A 16,202-nucleotide genomic window follows, 5' to 3' on the forward strand; every position below is an offset into this window, starting at 1 on the left:
CGCGTAGGTTCAAGTACGAAACCGGGACCAATCTGGGCCATGCAGGACGCGATTCGCGTGCTCGCCGGCGAGTGTGCCGTCCGCTACGAGAGCGATGGGCGAACCGAACGCGACCTCCGCGGGGACGTCGTCGTCATCGTGAAGCCCGACGACACCGTGCTCGTCCACGACGCGGACGGCTACCAGCCCGCGGCGTGGCTCACGCGCCCGGGCGTCGTCCGGTACACGCGGGACGCCCGCGGGTTCCGCATCGACGCGGCGGACGGCGACGAACGGCTCGTCGTGGAGAGCGCGACCGAGCACGGCGACGCCCACTACCCCGCGTCGCCCGCCGGGCCGCCGGTCGGCACGTGCGAGTGCGACGGCACGCTCGTGCGGGACGGCGGCCGCGTCGTCTGTATCGACTGCCGGACGAGTTACGCGATTCCGCGGGACGCCGCTGTCGTGGACGAGCCCTGTCCGGACTGCGGGCTCCCCCAGTTGCGGGTAGAACGCGGCGGCGCGGTGACGGCGTGTCTGGACCGCGACTGCACGCCCATCGCCGACGTCGTCGCCGAGCGCTTCGACGGCGAGTGGTCGTGTCGGTGTGGCGCCGCACTCGAAATCGAGGCCGACCGCGGCCTCCACGCGACCTGTCCGGAGTGCGACGCCAGCTATCGGCTGCCTCGCGGCACCGTCGACGGGACCTGTGAGTGCGGGCTGCCGGTCTTCGAGACGCCGAGCGGACGACGGTGTCTCGACGGCGACTGCGAGCAGACGCCGAAGACGGAGCCCTGACACGGCGAGGTGGGAAATTGAATACGGGGCGGGAGGTGTCAGCGTTCGCCCGAGGCGGCTCCAACGGGGAGGCGGTCAGCCGCCGTCCAGACGACGAAACCGACCGCGGCGGCAGCGAGTGCGAACCCCGTCTTCGCTGTCCCGGACGTGGCGAACGCGAGGCCGGCGAGGACCGCTGAAATCGCCAGGGTCCGCGCGGGACGTTGGCCGGTCAGGCGAATCGCCGCGGCGAGAAAGACGACGCCGACGAGGGCCCCGGCGACCACGTCCACCGTGTAGTGGACGCCGAGAAAGATTCTCGACGCCGCGACCAGCACAGCCAGTAGTCCAGCGACGGCCAGTCGGCGGGGGCGGTCCCAGACGTCCAGTGCGAACGCCGCACCGCCGTACACGACGGCCGTCTTCAACGCGTGCCCGCTCGGGAAGCCGAATCCGTCGCCCGTCACCATAGACTCGTACGCGGCGTGTCCGAGCGCGGGAATCCACGACGGCGCGGTCGCCGTCGCCGCCCCTGGCGGTCGCGGGAGTCCGAACGCGTGCTTGAGGGCGACTGTCAGCGAGTACGCGCCGACAGCGAGGGCTAGCAGGTAGACGCTGTCGCTCGCCGGTGAATCCGTGAACCACTGGTATCTCGTCCCGAGTACGTAGAGGAGCGTGATTCCGGCCACTACGAACCACATATCCCCGAGTTGCGTCACGAGTCCGGCAACGGCAGCTACTACGTCCGGGAGATGAGAAGCGAATTCCGCTCCGCCGAGTCCCCTCGTCATGTGTGAGACGAACACACCAATCACTTATTTATTATTACTGTAATCATTCCAAGATGGAACGGCGTCGATTTTTGGCGTTATCCGGCTCAGGTATCGCCACGCTGAGTGGCTGTCTGGACCGCGAGAGCGCGACGAAAGGAGCCGACGGCACCGGGAGCGACGGAGGAACGAAAACCACGGCGGAAGGCCCGACAGCCACCGTGGCTAACTTCGACTTTCCCGAGGGGACTGGCGAGGGCGGCGTCTCGGACGTCGAACGACTGAGTGAACAGGTACTCGACAACGTCGAGACCACCAGCTTCAGCCTCGACTACGCGGCCGAAACGACGGACGACGACAGCTACGAGGTGAACGAGACTGCCCGCTACGACCCCGAGTCGGCGGAAGGACTGACGCGAGTACAGGGTGCTTCCGGCGAGCAGTCGGTCAACTACGCCATCTACCAGTCTGGGAGCATGGTGTACATGGCCGAGCAGGTCGACGGGAATCCGGAATACAGTACCTACGACTTGAGCACGTCCGAGAATCGGTTCAAAAGGAGAACCGCACTCGACAGCGCACGGGAGGACGTCGAATTCATCGACAGCTTCACCTACGCCGTGGACGGTGTGACCGTCCGTGACGGCAGCGCAACCGCGGTCCTGACGATTACGGGGTCTGTCGAAGGCGGGGATGCGTGGTTGAGCGACCCGAACGGAACGGTGTACCTCAACGAGGCCGCGTGGCCGGTCGAGTTCCACTGGAACGGAACCAGCAGCACGGGGTCCCTCGAGGGGAACGGGGAGTTTAGCGATATCGGGAGCACGACTATCGAGAAACCGGACTGGGTAGCGGACGCCAAGGGCTCGTAGGTCCCACGGACCCCGTGCAACTGCGGAAATACACCGGAAGCCGTTTGACGCCGCGAACCGGAACTCCTCGCATGGACGGCGAGCTACACGGCGACGAGGTCCGAGTCGGCGGCGACGCCCGCCAGCGGTTCCACGACGCCCGCGGCTACGGCCACCCGCTCGACGGCAACACCATCGCGCTGTCGCTCGTGGAGGCCGCCCACCTCCTCTTCCGCGGCGACCTCGACGCCGTCGACGGCGCGGGGTTCCGGGACTTTTTTGCCGGTCGGGAAGCCGGCTTCGCCGCGCGCTTCCTCGTCTACGCTGACCTCCGCGACCGCGGCTTCTACCTCGCGCCCGACCGCCAGCCGTGGTGGGACGACCCCGGCGACGGCGACTTCGTGGTGTTCCCGCGTGGGAAGGGGCCCGGCGACGGCGTCGTGAAACACCGGATTCGCGTCGTCGACGAGCGCGCGACGATACCCGCGGGGGACCTCGGCGACGTCGTGCTCGCGGTCGTCGACGAGGAGAGCGAAATCACGTACCTCGACGTGGCCGCCACCGAGCCCGACGGCGACACCGACTTCACCCCGCCGACCGGCGTCCGCGGCACGCTGCTCGAGGACCGCGTGCTCGTCTGGGACGCGCCCAGCGAACTCCACGAACAGGGGTTCTACGGGCAGCCACTCGGCGGCCGCGCGGCCGAATACGACGCGCTCCAGCTCTCGCTGCTGGAAGCCGCGTACCTCGCCGCGCAGGGCATCCTCGACCTCGGGGACGACGACGTCGAGGCGGTGGTCGAGCGTGGGCGTGCTGGCGAAGCCGACCGCTTCGACCGCCGGCTGCGCGTCTACCGGGCGCTGCGCGACCGCGGCATGGTCCCAAAGACCGGGTTCAAATTCGGCGCGGACTTCCGCGTGTACAGCGAGGTCGAGTCCGTCGACGAACTCGGCCACTCCGAACTGCTCGTGCGCGTGCTCCCCGCGGGCTACGTGTTCGCGCCGCGGGACCTCTCGCTGGACGTGCGGCTCGCCCACGGGGTCCGGAAGCGAATGGTTTTTGCGCTCGACAATCCCAGTGCGGACACGATTCGCTGGCTCTCCGTGAGCAGGCTCACCCCCTAACTATGACCGACACAGACAACGAGACGGACGGCGAGGACGCGCCGGGCGCGGACAGCGTCGCCCTCGACCCGTGGGGCTCCTCGACGGTCTCGGACTACCGCAAACTCTTCGAGGAGTTCGGCATCGAGTCCTTCGACGACGTCATCGACGAGGTGCCCGACCCGCACTTCCTGATGCGCCGCGCCATCATCTTCGGGCACCGCGACTACCGTCGCGTCGCCGACGCGATGCGAAACGACGAGCCGTTCGCCGCGCTGTCGGGGTTCATGCCGACCGGCGACCCCCATATCGGCCACAAGATGGTGTTCGACGAAATCGTCTGGCACCAACAGCAGGGCGCGGACGCGTACGCGCTCATCGCGGACCTCGAAGCCCACGCCGCCCGCGGGCTCTCGTGGGACGAAATCGACGAGCACGCCAAGGACTACCTCCTCAGCCTGCTCGCGCTCGGCTTCGACGCTGAGGAGGGCACGCTCTACCGCCAGTCCGCGAACCGCGAACTCCAGGACCTCGCGTTCGAGCTCGGCGCGGAGGCGAACTTCTCGGAGTTCGAAGCCATCTACGGGTTCGACGGCGAGACCGACGTCTCCCACATGCAGAGCGTCGTCACCCAGATGGCGGACATCCTCTACCCGCAGTTGGAGGAGTCCAAGCCCACCGTGATTCCGGTCGGCCCCGACCAGGACCCGCACATGCGGCTCGCGCGTGACCTCGCCGAGCGCACGCGCTACTTCAAGGTCACCGAGGCGTACGCCAGCGTCGCGTTCGACGACGACGAGCGTCCGCTGGTCGCCGCGGCCTACGATGCCCGCGAGCAGTACGCCGAGGACCACGGCTCCCCGCGCTGCGCGGAAGCCGCCGACTGGCTGCGCGAGGATGCCGACCTCGCGGCCGCCTACGACGACGAAGTGGTCGAGTCGGTCGTCCAGAAGCTCGACAACGCCGGAATGGAGCCGCTCCGTCCCCGGATTCGGTTCTTCGACCGGCAGGCGACTGACGAGGCCTTCGAGGCGCTCATCGACGAGGTCGCCGGCGAGAAGCGCGTCTTCGAGGGCCACGTCGACGCCTTCGAAATCGACCGCGAGACCGCCGAGGACCTCGCGCTCGCCGTCGAAGTCGACCACGGCGGCTACGGTTTCGTGCCGCCCTCCTCGATCTACCACCGCTTCATGACCGGGCTCACTGGTGGGAAGATGTCCTCGTCGATTCCTGCCAGCCACATCAGCCTCCTCGACGACCCCGAGGACGGCTACGACAAGGTCAAGGCCGCGACCACCGGCGGCCGCGAGACCGCCGAGAAGCAGCGCGAACTCGGCGGCGAACCCGACAAGTGCCCGGTCTACGAGTTGTACGCCTACCTCCTCGCTGGCGACGACGACGAGTTCGCCGAGCGTGTCTACGAGGAGTGTGCGGGCGGTGAACGGCTCTGCGGTGGCTGCAAGGAGGAGGCAGCCGAACTCATGGAAGAGTTCCTCGAAGACCACCAGGAGAAACGCGAGGAAGCCGAGGAACTGCTGGAGGGCCTCGACGTCGAACTGAATTCGGCGCGTGGCGGCCTGTAGGGCGGCCGCGGACTGAGCGAACCCGGGCCGAGCGGGCCGCTGACGGAATTCTTTTCACTGGTCGTGCCATGCTCCCGCACATGGCGTCCGAACCTCACGCCGGTCGCAGCGCACGTCGAGCAGCCGCGGCTCCGGGGTTCGGTTTCTTCTTCGCCTGAGCGAGCCGGTGGACGCCCACTGGCGGCGAGAGTCGTCGCGGGCCGAACCCGCTCGTTCGGGCTGGGAGCGGAACGGATAACTGACTGCCACACACCCCTACGCACAATGAAACTGCCACCACAGCAGGTCGCGGTGCTCGAAGCGGCGAGCGCCGACGAACCGAGACGCATCGCCGACCTCGCGGCTGCCATCGAGCGGCCGCCGGAGACGGTCACGGGCGCGGCGTTCGAACTGGAGGACGCCGGTCTCGTGGACGTTATCGAAGAGACCGAGGAAGAGGTCGAACTGACCGAGGAGGGCCGCGAGTACGCCGAAGCCGGACTGCCGGAGGTCCGGCTCTACGAGGCCGCCCTCGACGCCGGCGCCGACGACGAACCCGTCTCGATGGGCGAGGTCATCGGTACGTCCGGTCTGGAGGGCCCGCAGGTCGACATCGCGCTCTCGAACTACGCCCGGAAGGGCTACGGGAGCATCGACAGCGGCGACCTCTCCGCGGACCCCGACGCCGACCCCAGCGAGGACGCGGAGGTCGTCGCACTCGAGACGCTGGCCGCGGGCGGGACCGTCGAGGACGACGACGCGCTCGACCAGTTGGCGCGCCGCGACCTCGTCGCCGTCCGCGAGCGCACCGTCCGGTCGGTGCTGCTGACGGAGGCCGGCGTCACCGAACTCATGGCGGGCGTCGAAGCCGCCGAGGAAGTCGGCCAACTCACCCCCGACATGCTCGCGTCCGGCGAGTGGCGCGACGCCGAATTCGCCGACTACAACGTCGAAGCCGACGCCGGCGAGTACACGCCCGGGAAGACGCACGTGCTCCGGCAGGCATCCGAGCGCGTCAAGGAAGTGCTCGTCGGGATGGGCTTCCAGGAGATGGAGGGCCCGCACGTCGACGCGGACTTCTACATCAACGACTGTCTGTTCATGCCCCAGGATCACCCTGCGCGCAATCACTGGGATCGCTTCGCGCTGGAGCAGCCCGAGAAAATCGACGAGTTACCCGAGGACCTCGTCGAGCGCGTCGAACGCGCCCATCGCGAGGGCGTCGGGCCGGACGGCGACGGCTACCACTCGCCGTGGGACGAGGACTTCGCGCGTGCGCTCGCGCTCCGCGGGCACACGACGAGTCTCACCGCCCGCTACCTCTCCGGCGTCGCCGGTGAGGACGTGGAAGCGCCCGCGCGGTACTTCAGCGTCGAGAAGGCCTACCGCAACGACACCCTCGACGCCACGCACCTCTTGGAGTTCTTCCAGATCGAGGGGTGGGTGATGGCCGAGGACCTCTCCGTCCGGGACCTCATGGGGACGTTCCAGGAGTTCTACAGCCAGTTCGGCATCACGGACATCGAATTCAAGCCAACCTATAATCCCTACACGGAGCCGTCGTTCGAACTGTTCGGCCGCCACCCCGAGACCGGCGAACTCATCGAAATCGGGAACTCCGGGATTTTCCGCCCGGAGATGCTCGAACCGCTCGGCGTCGAAGCCGACGTGATGGCGTGGGGGCTCGCCCTCGAACGCCTGCTGATGTTGGTCACTGGCTTCGAGGACATCCGCGACGTCCACGGGACGCTGTGTGACCTTGAGTTCCTGCGGGACGCGGAGGTGGTGTACTGATGCCCGTCGTCGACATCGACCCCGACGAACTCCGCACGCTCACCGGCCACACCGGGAAGAGCGACGACGAACTCAAAGACGACCTCTTCGGCCTCGGCATCGAGTACGAAGGCGAGACCGACGAGGGCGAGTTCAAACTCGAATTCGAGGCCGACCGCCTCGACCGCCTCTCCGTGGAGGGCATCGCGCGCTCGCTGCGCTACCACTACGGCGACACCCGGGGCGTCTACGTCCCCGACACGAACAGCGCCGAGTGGACCATCAACGTCGAGGACGTCCCCGACGAGCGGCCCTGCGTCACGGGCGCCGTGGTTCGCGGCGTGGACCTCGACGAGGACGCCCTCGACTCGCTCATCCAACTCCAGGAGAAACTCCACGCGACGATGGGGCGAAAGCGCGCGAAGGGCGCCATCGGCATCCACGACCTCGCGATGCTCAAGGGTGAATCTGTCAGCGGCGAGGACGGCCCCGCTGGGCGCTCTATCACGTACACCGGCATCGAGCCCGACGGCGACACGTTCGTGCCGCTCGACGACGACGCCGAACGCACGCCCGCGGAAGTGCTCACCGAGCACCCGACCGGCGAGCAGTACGCCGACCTGCTCGAGAACTACGACCGCTACCCCGCCATCTACGACGACATCGGGATGTTCAGCTTCCCGCCAGTCATCAACGGCCGCCGGACGGAGGTCTCGACGGACTCCCGGGAACTGTTCGTCGAACTCACCGGCACCGACCAGTGGACCATCGACCGGATGTGCGCCATCATCTGTTACGCGCTCGACGCCCGCGGCGCTACCGTCGAGGACGTCAACGTCGAGTACGCCGACACCGAACTCGTGCGCCCGGACTTCGAGGTCCAGACCAAACAGGTCCCCCACGAGCGCGTCGAGACGTTGCTCGGCATCGACCTCGAACCCGACGAGGTCGTCGACCTCGCCGAACGTGCGGGTCTCGATGCCGAACCGGAGGGCGGGAACGAACTCACCTACGAGGTGGAGATTCCGCCGTACCGCGTCGACGTCCTCCACCCCGTGGATGTCGTCGACGACATCGGGCGCGCGTACGGGTTCAACAACCTCGTGCCGCGCTACCCCGACGTCGGCACCATCGGCGGGCGCACGGAGACGTCGCGGCTGGAGGCCGCCGCCCGGGAGACGCTCGTCGGCCTCGGCTTCGAGGACCTACTGAACTTCAACATGACCAACGAGGCCGACAACTTCGACCGCATGCGCATCGCGCCGGAGGACGACGTGGTGGGTGCCGCGGAACCCGCGACCATCGACGAGCCGTACAGCGAGGACTTCACTATCCTCCGCACGTGGGCGCTGCCGTCGCTGGTTTCGGTGCTGGAGAACAACACGCACCGGTCGTACCCCCAGGACCTCGCGGAAATCGGGTTCGCCGCGCACGTCGACGACGCCACGGAGACGGGAGTCGCCGAACGGCGGACGGTCGCCGCCGTGCTCGCGCGCCACGACGCCTCCTACGAGGACGCCAAGGCGAGACTCGCGGCGCTCTGCGAGGAGTTCCACGTCGACCTCGAAACGCCCGCCACCGAGCACCCCTCGTTCATCGACGGCCGCGCTGCGAGCGTGGTCATCGACGACGAGGACGTCGGCGTCATCGGCGAAGTCCATCCCGCGGTCGTCGTCGACCACGACGTCGAAGTGCCGGTCGCCGGCTTCGAATTCGCACTCGACGCGCTCCGGTAGAACTAGAGGTCCGCGCCGACCGCGTCCTCCACAGACGCGAAGCCGTCGCGGTCCAGCAGTTTGAGCAGCCCTTCGTTGATGTCTCGCGCGATGCCGGGGCCGCGGTAGACGAGGCCCGTGTACAGTTGGACGACGGACGCGCCCGCCCGAATCTTCTCGTAGGCGTCCTCCGCCGTGAACACGCCACCCACGCCGACCACCGGGAGGTCCGTGCGCTCGGCGACGAACCGCACTTGGTCGGTCGCGCGCTCCCGAATCGGCCGCCCGGAGAGTCCGCCCGTCTCCGCGGCGTTCGGGCTCCGGAGGTCGTCCGGCCGGTCGGTCGTCGTGTTCGTCGCGACGACGCCGTCCAGCCCGAGTTCGTTCGCGAGTTCGACGGCATCTATCACGGCATCACGGTGGAGGTCCGGGGAGAGTTTCACGAGTAGGGGTGCTGCGCCCGCGTCCTGGAGCGTCTCCAGAATCGCCGCCAGCTGCTCGCGGTTCTGGAGCTCGCGCAGCCCCGGCGTGTTCGGACTGGAGACGTTCACCACGAAGTAGTCGCCGTCTTCGGCCACCTGCTCGTACGTGTAGCGGTAGTCGTCGGGGGCGTCTTCTAGTGGCGTGGACTTCGACTTCCCGATGTTCACGCCCACGGGCACGTCCGGGAGGCGCTGTCCGGCGAGCCGCTCGCCCACGACGTCCGCGCCCGCGTTGTTGAACCCCATCCGGTTGACGAGCGCGTCGTCCTCCCGGAGCCGGAACATCCGCGGCTTCGGGTTGCCGGGCTGGCCCTCCGCGGTGACTGCGCCGACCTCGACGTGACCGAACCCGAGCGCAGCCAGCGCTCGTGGAATCTCGGCGTTCTTGTCGAAGCCCGCGGCCACCCCGACGGCGTTCGGGAACGACTGGTCGAACGCCTCGACGGACAGCCGGTCGTCGTCGACCGTGTAGTGGCCCGCGTACGCGCGCTCGAGATGTGTGCGCTGTGCGACTCGGAGCAGCCCCGTAATCGCCTCGTGGGCGGTCTCCGGGGGCAGCCGGAACAACAGCGGTTTGGCCAGCCGGTACATCTCGGTTAGAAGTCGTGCTCGACGTCGTCCTGGTCGGCTCTCTGGATGATGATTTTGTCCTCGCGAACCCTGACGAAGACTTCGTCGCCGATGTCGAGGCCGGCGACCGACAGTTCGTCCTCGTGGAGGTTGACGTGGGCGTTGTGGTACTCCCCGTCGTCGCCTTTGGCGCCACTCGGGCTGAGCGTCTTCTTGCGAACCATCGCGAAGTGTCTACGTTGCCTTTCGCCGCACACCGTACTTAAGTTCTTCCGACCGTCTGAGTTGACGCGTGCTGGCGGCGATTGGCAGCGAGTACGGCTGGCGGACTGTCGGCCCGGGAGGTCGGCGCTTTCCCCGAACCAGCCAACTCAGTACATAAATCTACCGGCAAAATCGGCGGTATATTTATCACCCGCCCTTGTGTTCGCATAGCATGGAGCAAAACCATGGTACGTGAGGACGGCAAGCGCAACTTCGCGCTCCGAGAATCTGACGACGAGACGAGCGTCTTCAGCGGGAACACCCCACGGCAGGCCGCGCTCAAAGCGGCTCGCCGCATCGAGGACGTCGCCGACAGTGAACAGGACGCCGACCGCAAGGAGCTCCGGCTCCGCGAGAAGGGCACCGACAAAGTCCACATCTACGAAGCGTGGGCGTGGGAGGAGGAGGCCCCCGGCGACAAACCAGACTGGATGCCCGGCGAGATTACGAAAGCGAACGTCTCCAAGGAAGGCATCAAGCACATCGAAGACTGACGCCGCTCGCCGTATCTTTTGTCCGCGTGTGCGACGCGTAACGGCTTAGTCACTCCCACGACTAGTGACGGCTGCGTGGGCACCACTCGGCCCGACCGCACGCACTCGCGCGGGACGACCGGTCGACCTCCACCCACGCGGTACTTTCACGCGTAACCCTCGGTACGCCGTCACGTGGTTTTCTGGTATGCGGTGGCGTGTCTATGCGTCCCTGGTTCGATGGGGTTTTACGTAACCCGGCACTCGGATGAGATGCGAACGACGTGAGGTGGCTCGGTGTACCCGACGCCACTGATTGACGCCTCGACGCCCCGCGTCGAACCCCTCGCCTTCGGCGAGTCTGGTTCGACGCCCTTAAGTGATACCGGGCGCTTCGGAAGAATGCGAACGACGATGAGGTCACTCGGGTTTCCCGGGTGACTGACGTATGCTTCCGACGCCCGCTTCCGGGCTTCGACCTTCGCTCTTACGAGCGTGGTTCGATGCCCTTAAGTAATAACGGGCAATACGAGGTAATGCGCACGACAATGAGGTCGTCCGGGTCTCTCCGGACGACTGATGCATTACCTCGGTCCCGTTCTGGGGCTCGATTCCCGCTCTTACGAGCGTGGTTCGATGCCCTTAAGTAATAACGGGGCGTTGGAGGAAATGCGAACGTCGTCTCGGGCCGAACGAAGTCCGATGGGTTTATGACCCATCGCGGACTACGTTCAGGTCCGAAGGAATGAGGATTCCACCCCTGCGGTCCGCCGTACAGATGGAATCTGATGTTAGCCTTGATGGTTTGGTGACATCCAACTGGCCACGGCGCTTTGTCGTGGCTATGAGGAACACTTTTGTGTTCCCGCCAAACCAGGACTTTTAGTTCTGGTCGCTGGGGTTTAACCCCAGCAAACATTCCGGTTGATCCTGCCGGAGGCCATTGCTATCGGAGTCCGATTTAGCCATGCTAGTTGTGCGGGTTTAGACCCGCAGCGGAAAGCTCAGTAACACGTGGCCAAACTACCCTGTGGATGGGAACAATCTCGGGAAACTGAGGCTAATTCCCAATAACGCTCCACCCCTGGAACGGGCGGAGCTGGAAACGCTACGGCGCCACAGGATGTGGCTGCGGTCGATTAGGTAGACGGTGGGGTAACGGCCCACCGTGCCAATAATCGGTACGGGTTGTGAGAGCAAGAGCCCGGAGACGGAATCTGAGACAAGATTCCGGGCCCTACGGGGCGCAGCAGGCGCGAAACCTTTACACTGTACGCAAGTGCGATAAGGGGACTCCGAGTGTGAAGGCATAGAGCCTTCACTTTTGTACACCGTAAGGTGGTGTACGAATAAGGGCTGGGCAAGACCGGTGCCAGCCGCCGCGGTAATACCGGCAGCCCGAGTGATGGCCGATATTATTGGGCCTAAAGCGTCCGTAGCTGGCCGGACAAGTCCGTTGGGAAATCTGTTCGCTTAACGAGCAGGCGTCCAGCGGAAACTGTTCGGCTTGGGACCGGAAGACCTGAGGGGTACGTCCGGGGTAGGAGTGAAATCCTGTAATCCTGGACGGACCACCGGTGGCGAAAGCGCCTCAGGAGGACGGATCCGACAGTGAGGGACGAAAGCTAGGGTCTCGAACCGGATTAGATACCCGGGTAGTCCTAGCTGTAAACGATGCCCGCTAGGTGTGGCGCAGGCTACGAGCCTGCGCTGTGCCGTAGGGAAGCCGAGAAGCGGGCCGCCTGGGAAGTACGTCTGCAAGGATGAAACTTAAAGGAATTGGCGGGGGAGCACTACAACCGGAGGAGCCTGCGGTTTAATTGGACTCAACGCCGGACATCTCACCAGCTCCGACAGTAGTAATGACGGTCAGGTTGATGACCTTACCCGATGCTACTGAGAGGAGGTGCATGGCCGCCGTCAGCTCGTACCGTGAGGCGTCCTGTTAAGTCAGGCAACGAGCGAGACCCGCACTCCTAATTGCCAGCAGTACCCTTTGGGTAGCTGGGTACATTAGGTGGACTGCCGCTGCTAAAGCGGAGGAAGGAACGGGCAACGGTAGGTCAGTATGCCCCGAATGAGCTGGGCAACACGCGGGCTACAATGGTCGAGACAATGGGATGCAACTCCGAGAGGAGGCGCTAATCTCCTAAACTCGATCGTAGTTCGGATTGAGGGCTGAAACTCGCCCTCATGAAGCTGGATTCGGTAGTAATCGCGTGTCAGAAGCGCGCGGTGAATACGTCCCTGCTCCTTGCACACACCGCCCGTCAAAGCACCCGAGTGGGGTTCGGATGAGGCCGGCATGCGCCGGTCGAATCTGGGCTCCGCAAGGGGGCTTAAGTCGTAACAAGGTAGCCGTAGGGGAATCTGCGGCTGGATCACCTCCTAACGATCGGGACCAGGGCGTTGCCCTGGCCCACCTTTCGACGACGCCGTGACCAGTTGGACACCTACAAACCATCAAGGCTAACGTAACCTCCTCCCGATTCGGGAGGTGGGCCCATAGCTCAGTGGTAGAGTGCCTCCTTTGCAAGGAGGATGCCCTGGGTTCGAATCCCAGTGGGTCCATCCCGTCCGGGATTCATCTTGAACCGTGCCCCTTAAGTGGGAGACGGCGCAACGATGAATCGCGACGAAGACTGATGCACCACCCCGCGAAAGTGCGGGTGGGAAGGGTCTATGTACGCTCCTCGTTCACCACGAGGACGTACGATGACGACCGTGTGTAAGTGCAATCCAGGCGCTCACTGGACTCGACCACCGTGGTCGAGTACCGACTGTTGGTCACATCCGTGACTCAACAGCGCTCAACCATTATGTGTTGAGCATCGTCGACTGTTCTACAGTCGACATTCATCGTCGTTGGCTTCACCGCCAACAACCCTCGACCACTTCGTGTGGTTGAGTACCATCGTCAGCTGCTCTGCAGCTGACATCCAACGTGGCTACTGTGCCACCTGGTGGATAGCTCGGCTCGGATGCCGATGAAGGACGTGCCAAGCTGCGATAAGCCTGAGGGAGCCGCACGGAGGCGAAGAACTCAGGATCTCCTAATGGGAATCCCCACTGCAATTGCTTTGCGCAATAGGGAACGGCCGGAATTGAAACATCTCAGTACGGCCAGGAAGAGAAACCGAATGGGACGCCGTCAGTAATGGCGAATGAACGCGGCACAGTCCAAACCGAAGCCTTCTGGGCAATGTGGTGTTCGGACTGGCGTGCATCGACTGAACGTTCTCGCGAAGTCTCCTGAAACGGAGCGCGATACAGGGTGACAGCCCCGTATCGAGGACAAGTAAGTCGTGAGCCAGCTCCAGAGTAGCGGGGGTCGGAAATCCCTCGTGAAGATGGCAGGCATCGACTGCCAAGACTAAGTACTCTCCGAGACCGATAGTGAACAAGTAGTGTGAACGAACGCTGAAAAGCACCCCACAAAGGGGGGTGAAATAGGGCTTGAAATCAGGTGGCGATGGAGCGACGGGGCATAAAAGGCCTCACTGGGAACGAGTCAGGCGCGAGCCTGTAGTAGGACCTGTGAGGAGCCGATGTTCCGTCGTACGTTTTGAAAAACGAGCCAGGGAGTGTGTCTGTCTGACGAGTCTAACCGGAGTATCCGGGGAGGCGTAGGGAAACCGACATGGCCGCAGCGCTTTGCGCGAGGGCCGCCGTCTTCAAGGGCGGGGAGTCAAACGGACACGACCCGAAACCAGATGATCTACGCGTGGGCAAGATGAAGCATGGCGAAAGCCATGTGGAGGTCTGTTAGGGTTGGTGTCTTTCAATACCCTCCCGTGACCTACGTGTAGGGGTGAAAGGCCCATCGAATCTGGCAACAGCTGGTTCCAACCGAAACATGTCGAAGCATGACCTCTGCCGAGGTAGTTCGTGGGGTAGAGCTACCGATTGGAGGGTCCAACTCCGAGAGGAGTTGGCCCTCCTGTCGAACTCCGAACCTACGAACGCCGTTGACGCAGGGAATCCGGTATGCGGGGTAAGCCTGTGTACCGTGAGGGAGACAACCCAGAGTTAGGTTAAGGTCCCAAAGTGTGAGCTAAGTGCGATTGAAGGTGGTCCCGAGCCCTAGACAGCCGGGAGGTGAGCTTAGAAGCAGCTACCCTCCAAGAAAAGCGTAACAGCTTACCGGCCGAGGTTCGGGGCGCCTAAAATGATCGGGGCTCAAGTTCACCACCGAGACCTAACGGCACGTGTGACAGCGTGATCCAGTAGGTTGGCACTCTGTTCGGGCGGAAGCTCGGGTGAGAACTCGAGTGGACCGAATGGGGAAGAAAATCCTGGCCATAGTAGCAGCGTTAGTCGGGTTAGAACCCCGACGACCGAGAAGAGCAAGGGTTCCTCGGCAATGCTTATCAGCCGAGGGTTAGCCGGTCCTAAGTCCCGTCGTAATTCGAGCGGGTCAAAAGGGAAACGAGTTAATATTCTCGTGCCATCGTGCAGTGAAAGTCGACGCCTCGGAGTAGCTCGAGCCGGGCCATCGCCCGGTCGAACTGTCCAAGTCCGTGGAAGCCGTAATGGCAGGAAGCGGACGAACGGCAGGATAGGGAAACTCGAGTCAATCTGGGGCCCGTGAAAAGACGAGCACGATGTCCGTACCAAGATCCGACACAGGTGCTCTGGCAGCGAAAGCCTAGGTCTGTCGGGAACAACCGACGTTAGGGAATTCGGCAAGTTAGTCCCGTAAGTTCGCGATAAGGGATGCCTGCCCAGTGATTGGGCAGGTCGCAGTGTCTTGGAGGCTCCGACTGTCTAATAACAACATAGGTGACCGCAAATCCGCAAGGACGCGTACGGTCACTGAATCCTGCCCAGTGCGGGTATCTGAACACCCAGTACAATGGGGCGAAGGACCCGTTAACGGCGGGGGTAACTATGACCCTCTTAAGGTAGCGTAGTACCTTGCCGCTTCAGTAGCGGCTTGCATGAATGGATCAACGAGAGCCTCACTGTCCCAACGTTGGGCCCGGTGAACTGTACGTTCCAGTGCGGAGTCTGGAGACCCCCAAGGGGAAGCGAAGACCCTATAGAGCTTTACTGCAGGCTGTCGCTGGGACACGGTCGCTGATGTGCAGGGTAGGTAGGAGACGTTACACAGGTGCGTGCGCCAGCACGTCGCCGAGTCAGCCATGAAACACTACCCGTCAGTGACTGTGACCCTAACTCCGGGAGGAGGACACCGGTAGCCGGGCAGTTTGACTGGGGCGGTACGCGCTCGAAAAGATATCGAGCGCGCCCTAAGGCTACCTCATCCGGGTCGGAGACCCGGAGAAGAGCGCAAGAGCATAAGGTAGTCTGACAGTGTCCTACACAACGAGGGACGCTGAGGCGAAAGCCTGGTCTAGCGAACCAATGAGCCTGCTTGATGCGGGCCATTGCTGACAGAAAAGCTACCTTAGGGATAACAGAGTCGTCACTCGCAAGAGCACATATCGACCGAGTGGCTTGCTACCTCGATGTCGGTTCCCTCCATCCTGCCCGTGCAGAAGCGGGCAAGGGTGAGGTTGTTCGCCTATTAAAGGAGGTCGTGAGCTGGGTTTAGACCGTCGTGAGACAGGTCGGCTGCTATCTATTGGGGGTGTTATTGGTGATTGACAGGAACGTTCATATAGTACGAGAGGAACTATGAACGGGTGCCACTGGTGTATCGGTTGTCCGAGAGGGCAAGTGCCGAGCAGCTACGCACCACGGGGTAAGAGCTGAATGCATCTAAGCTCGAAACCCACCTGGAAAAGAATCACCGTTGAGGTCTCTCGTAGAAGACGAGTTCGATAGACTCGGGGTGTACGCGTCAAGGCAACGAGACGTTCAGCCCGCGAGCACTAAACGACCGAATGCCACACACTCATGCACTCACCACATTACGTG

Annotated in this window: 10 protein-coding genes, 1 tRNA gene and 2 rRNA genes; 10 read left to right on the plus strand and 3 right to left on the minus strand. The window is 63.9% G+C overall.

What is annotated here, in order from left to right; genetic code table 11:
* Positions 1-39 precede the first annotated feature (39 nt).
* Positions 40-777, plus strand: coding sequence for an endonuclease NucS domain-containing protein (locus tag LPA46_RS07595; RefSeq protein WP_230892020.1), 738 nt, complete (start codon positions 40-42; stop codon positions 775-777).
* A 38-nt stretch (positions 778-815) separates the two neighbouring features.
* On the opposite strand, the gene LPA46_RS07600 is transcribed toward LPA46_RS07595, so the two are convergent.
* Complete coding sequence (locus LPA46_RS07600) at positions 816-1,445, minus strand: phosphatase PAP2 family protein (protein WP_230892021.1); 630 nt, start codon at positions 1,443-1,445, stop codon at positions 816-818.
* Between the two features lie 155 nt (positions 1,446-1,600).
* Here LPA46_RS07600 and LPA46_RS07605 point away from each other — a divergent pair, with 155 nt between their 5' ends.
* The 5 genes from LPA46_RS07605 (at position 1,601) to pheT (ending at position 8,551) form a co-directional block, all read left to right on the plus strand.
* Positions 1,601-2,398, plus strand: a complete 798-nt coding sequence (locus LPA46_RS07605; RefSeq protein ID WP_230892022.1) for a hypothetical protein — start codon at positions 1,601-1,603, stop codon at positions 2,396-2,398.
* A 71-nt stretch (positions 2,399-2,469) separates the two neighbouring features.
* Positions 2,470-3,501 (plus strand): tRNA-intron lyase, encoded by a 1,032-nt coding sequence (endA, locus tag LPA46_RS07610; protein ID WP_230892023.1) that lies wholly within the window; start codon positions 2,470-2,472, stop codon positions 3,499-3,501.
* A 2-nt stretch (positions 3,502-3,503) separates the two neighbouring features.
* Positions 3,504-5,063, plus strand: a complete 1,560-nt coding sequence (locus LPA46_RS07615; RefSeq protein ID WP_230892024.1) for a tryptophan--tRNA ligase — start codon at positions 3,504-3,506, stop codon at positions 5,061-5,063.
* A gap of 264 nt (positions 5,064-5,327) precedes the next feature.
* Complete coding sequence (gene pheS / locus LPA46_RS07620; RefSeq protein ID WP_230892025.1) at positions 5,328-6,836, plus strand: phenylalanine--tRNA ligase subunit alpha; 1,509 nt, start codon at positions 5,328-5,330, stop codon at positions 6,834-6,836.
* The gene (pheT, locus tag LPA46_RS07625) at positions 6,836-8,551 is read left to right on the plus strand and encodes a phenylalanine--tRNA ligase subunit beta (RefSeq protein ID WP_230892026.1); all 1,716 of its coding nucleotides are present in this window, start codon (positions 6,836-6,838) and stop codon (positions 8,549-8,551) included. Before pheS ends, pheT begins: the two co-directional genes overlap by 1 nt.
* A gap of 2 nt (positions 8,552-8,553) precedes the next feature.
* On the opposite strand, the gene LPA46_RS07630 is transcribed toward pheT, so the two are convergent.
* Together LPA46_RS07630 and LPA46_RS07635 are read right to left on the minus strand one after the other, a co-directional pair.
* Entirely contained in the window at positions 8,554-9,603 is a 1,050-nt protein-coding gene (locus tag LPA46_RS07630) for a quinone-dependent dihydroorotate dehydrogenase (protein WP_230892027.1), read from the minus strand.
* A gap of 5 nt (positions 9,604-9,608) precedes the next feature.
* Entirely contained in the window at positions 9,609-9,806 is a 198-nt protein-coding gene (locus LPA46_RS07635) for an AbrB/MazE/SpoVT family DNA-binding domain-containing protein (protein WP_058984575.1), read from the minus strand.
* 225 nt (positions 9,807-10,031) lie between these two features.
* Between LPA46_RS07635 and LPA46_RS07640 the strand changes: the two genes are divergently transcribed.
* The 4 genes from LPA46_RS07640 (at position 10,032) to LPA46_RS07655 (ending at position 16,180) form a co-directional block, all read left to right on the plus strand.
* Complete coding sequence (locus LPA46_RS07640) at positions 10,032-10,340, plus strand: non-histone chromosomal MC1 family protein (RefSeq protein WP_230889440.1); 309 nt, start codon at positions 10,032-10,034, stop codon at positions 10,338-10,340.
* Between the two features lie 896 nt (positions 10,341-11,236).
* Positions 11,237-12,709: ribosomal RNA gene (locus tag LPA46_RS07645) — 16S ribosomal RNA — on the plus strand.
* A 109-nt stretch (positions 12,710-12,818) separates the two neighbouring features.
* A tRNA-Ala gene (locus LPA46_RS07650) sits at positions 12,819-12,890 on the plus strand.
* A gap of 368 nt (positions 12,891-13,258) precedes the next feature.
* Positions 13,259-16,180, plus strand: a 23S ribosomal RNA gene (locus tag LPA46_RS07655).
* Together the 16S and 23S rRNA genes with 1 tRNA gene alongside form the textbook arrangement of a ribosomal RNA operon.
* Positions 16,181-16,202: the final 22 nt, after the last annotated feature.

Source organism: Halobacterium sp. KA-6 (genome assembly GCF_021029015.1).
Lineage (GTDB): Archaea > Halobacteriota > Halobacteria > Halobacteriales > Halobacteriaceae > Halobacterium.

Coding starts and splice junctions, on each gene's coding strand:
- LPA46_RS07595 (WP_230892020.1), top strand. CDS start 40: ATGCAGGACGCGATTCGCGTGCTCGCCGGCGAGTGTGCCGTCCGCTAC.
- LPA46_RS07605 (WP_230892022.1), top strand. CDS start 1,601: ATGGAACGGCGTCGATTTTTGGCGTTATCCGGCTCAGGTATCGCCACG.
- endA (WP_230892023.1), top strand. CDS start 2,470: ATGGACGGCGAGCTACACGGCGACGAGGTCCGAGTCGGCGGCGACGCC.
- LPA46_RS07615 (WP_230892024.1), top strand. CDS start 3,504: ATGACCGACACAGACAACGAGACGGACGGCGAGGACGCGCCGGGCGCG.
- pheS (WP_230892025.1), top strand. CDS start 5,328: ATGAAACTGCCACCACAGCAGGTCGCGGTGCTCGAAGCGGCGAGCGCC.
- pheT (WP_230892026.1), top strand. CDS start 6,836: ATGCCCGTCGTCGACATCGACCCCGACGAACTCCGCACGCTCACCGGC.
- LPA46_RS07630 (WP_230892027.1), bottom strand. CDS start 9,603: ATGTACCGGCTGGCCAAACCGCTGTTGTTCCGGCTGCCCCCGGAGACC.
- LPA46_RS07635 (WP_058984575.1), bottom strand. CDS start 9,806: ATGGTTCGCAAGAAGACGCTCAGCCCGAGTGGCGCCAAAGGCGACGAC.
- LPA46_RS07640 (WP_230889440.1), top strand. CDS start 10,032: ATGGTACGTGAGGACGGCAAGCGCAACTTCGCGCTCCGAGAATCTGAC.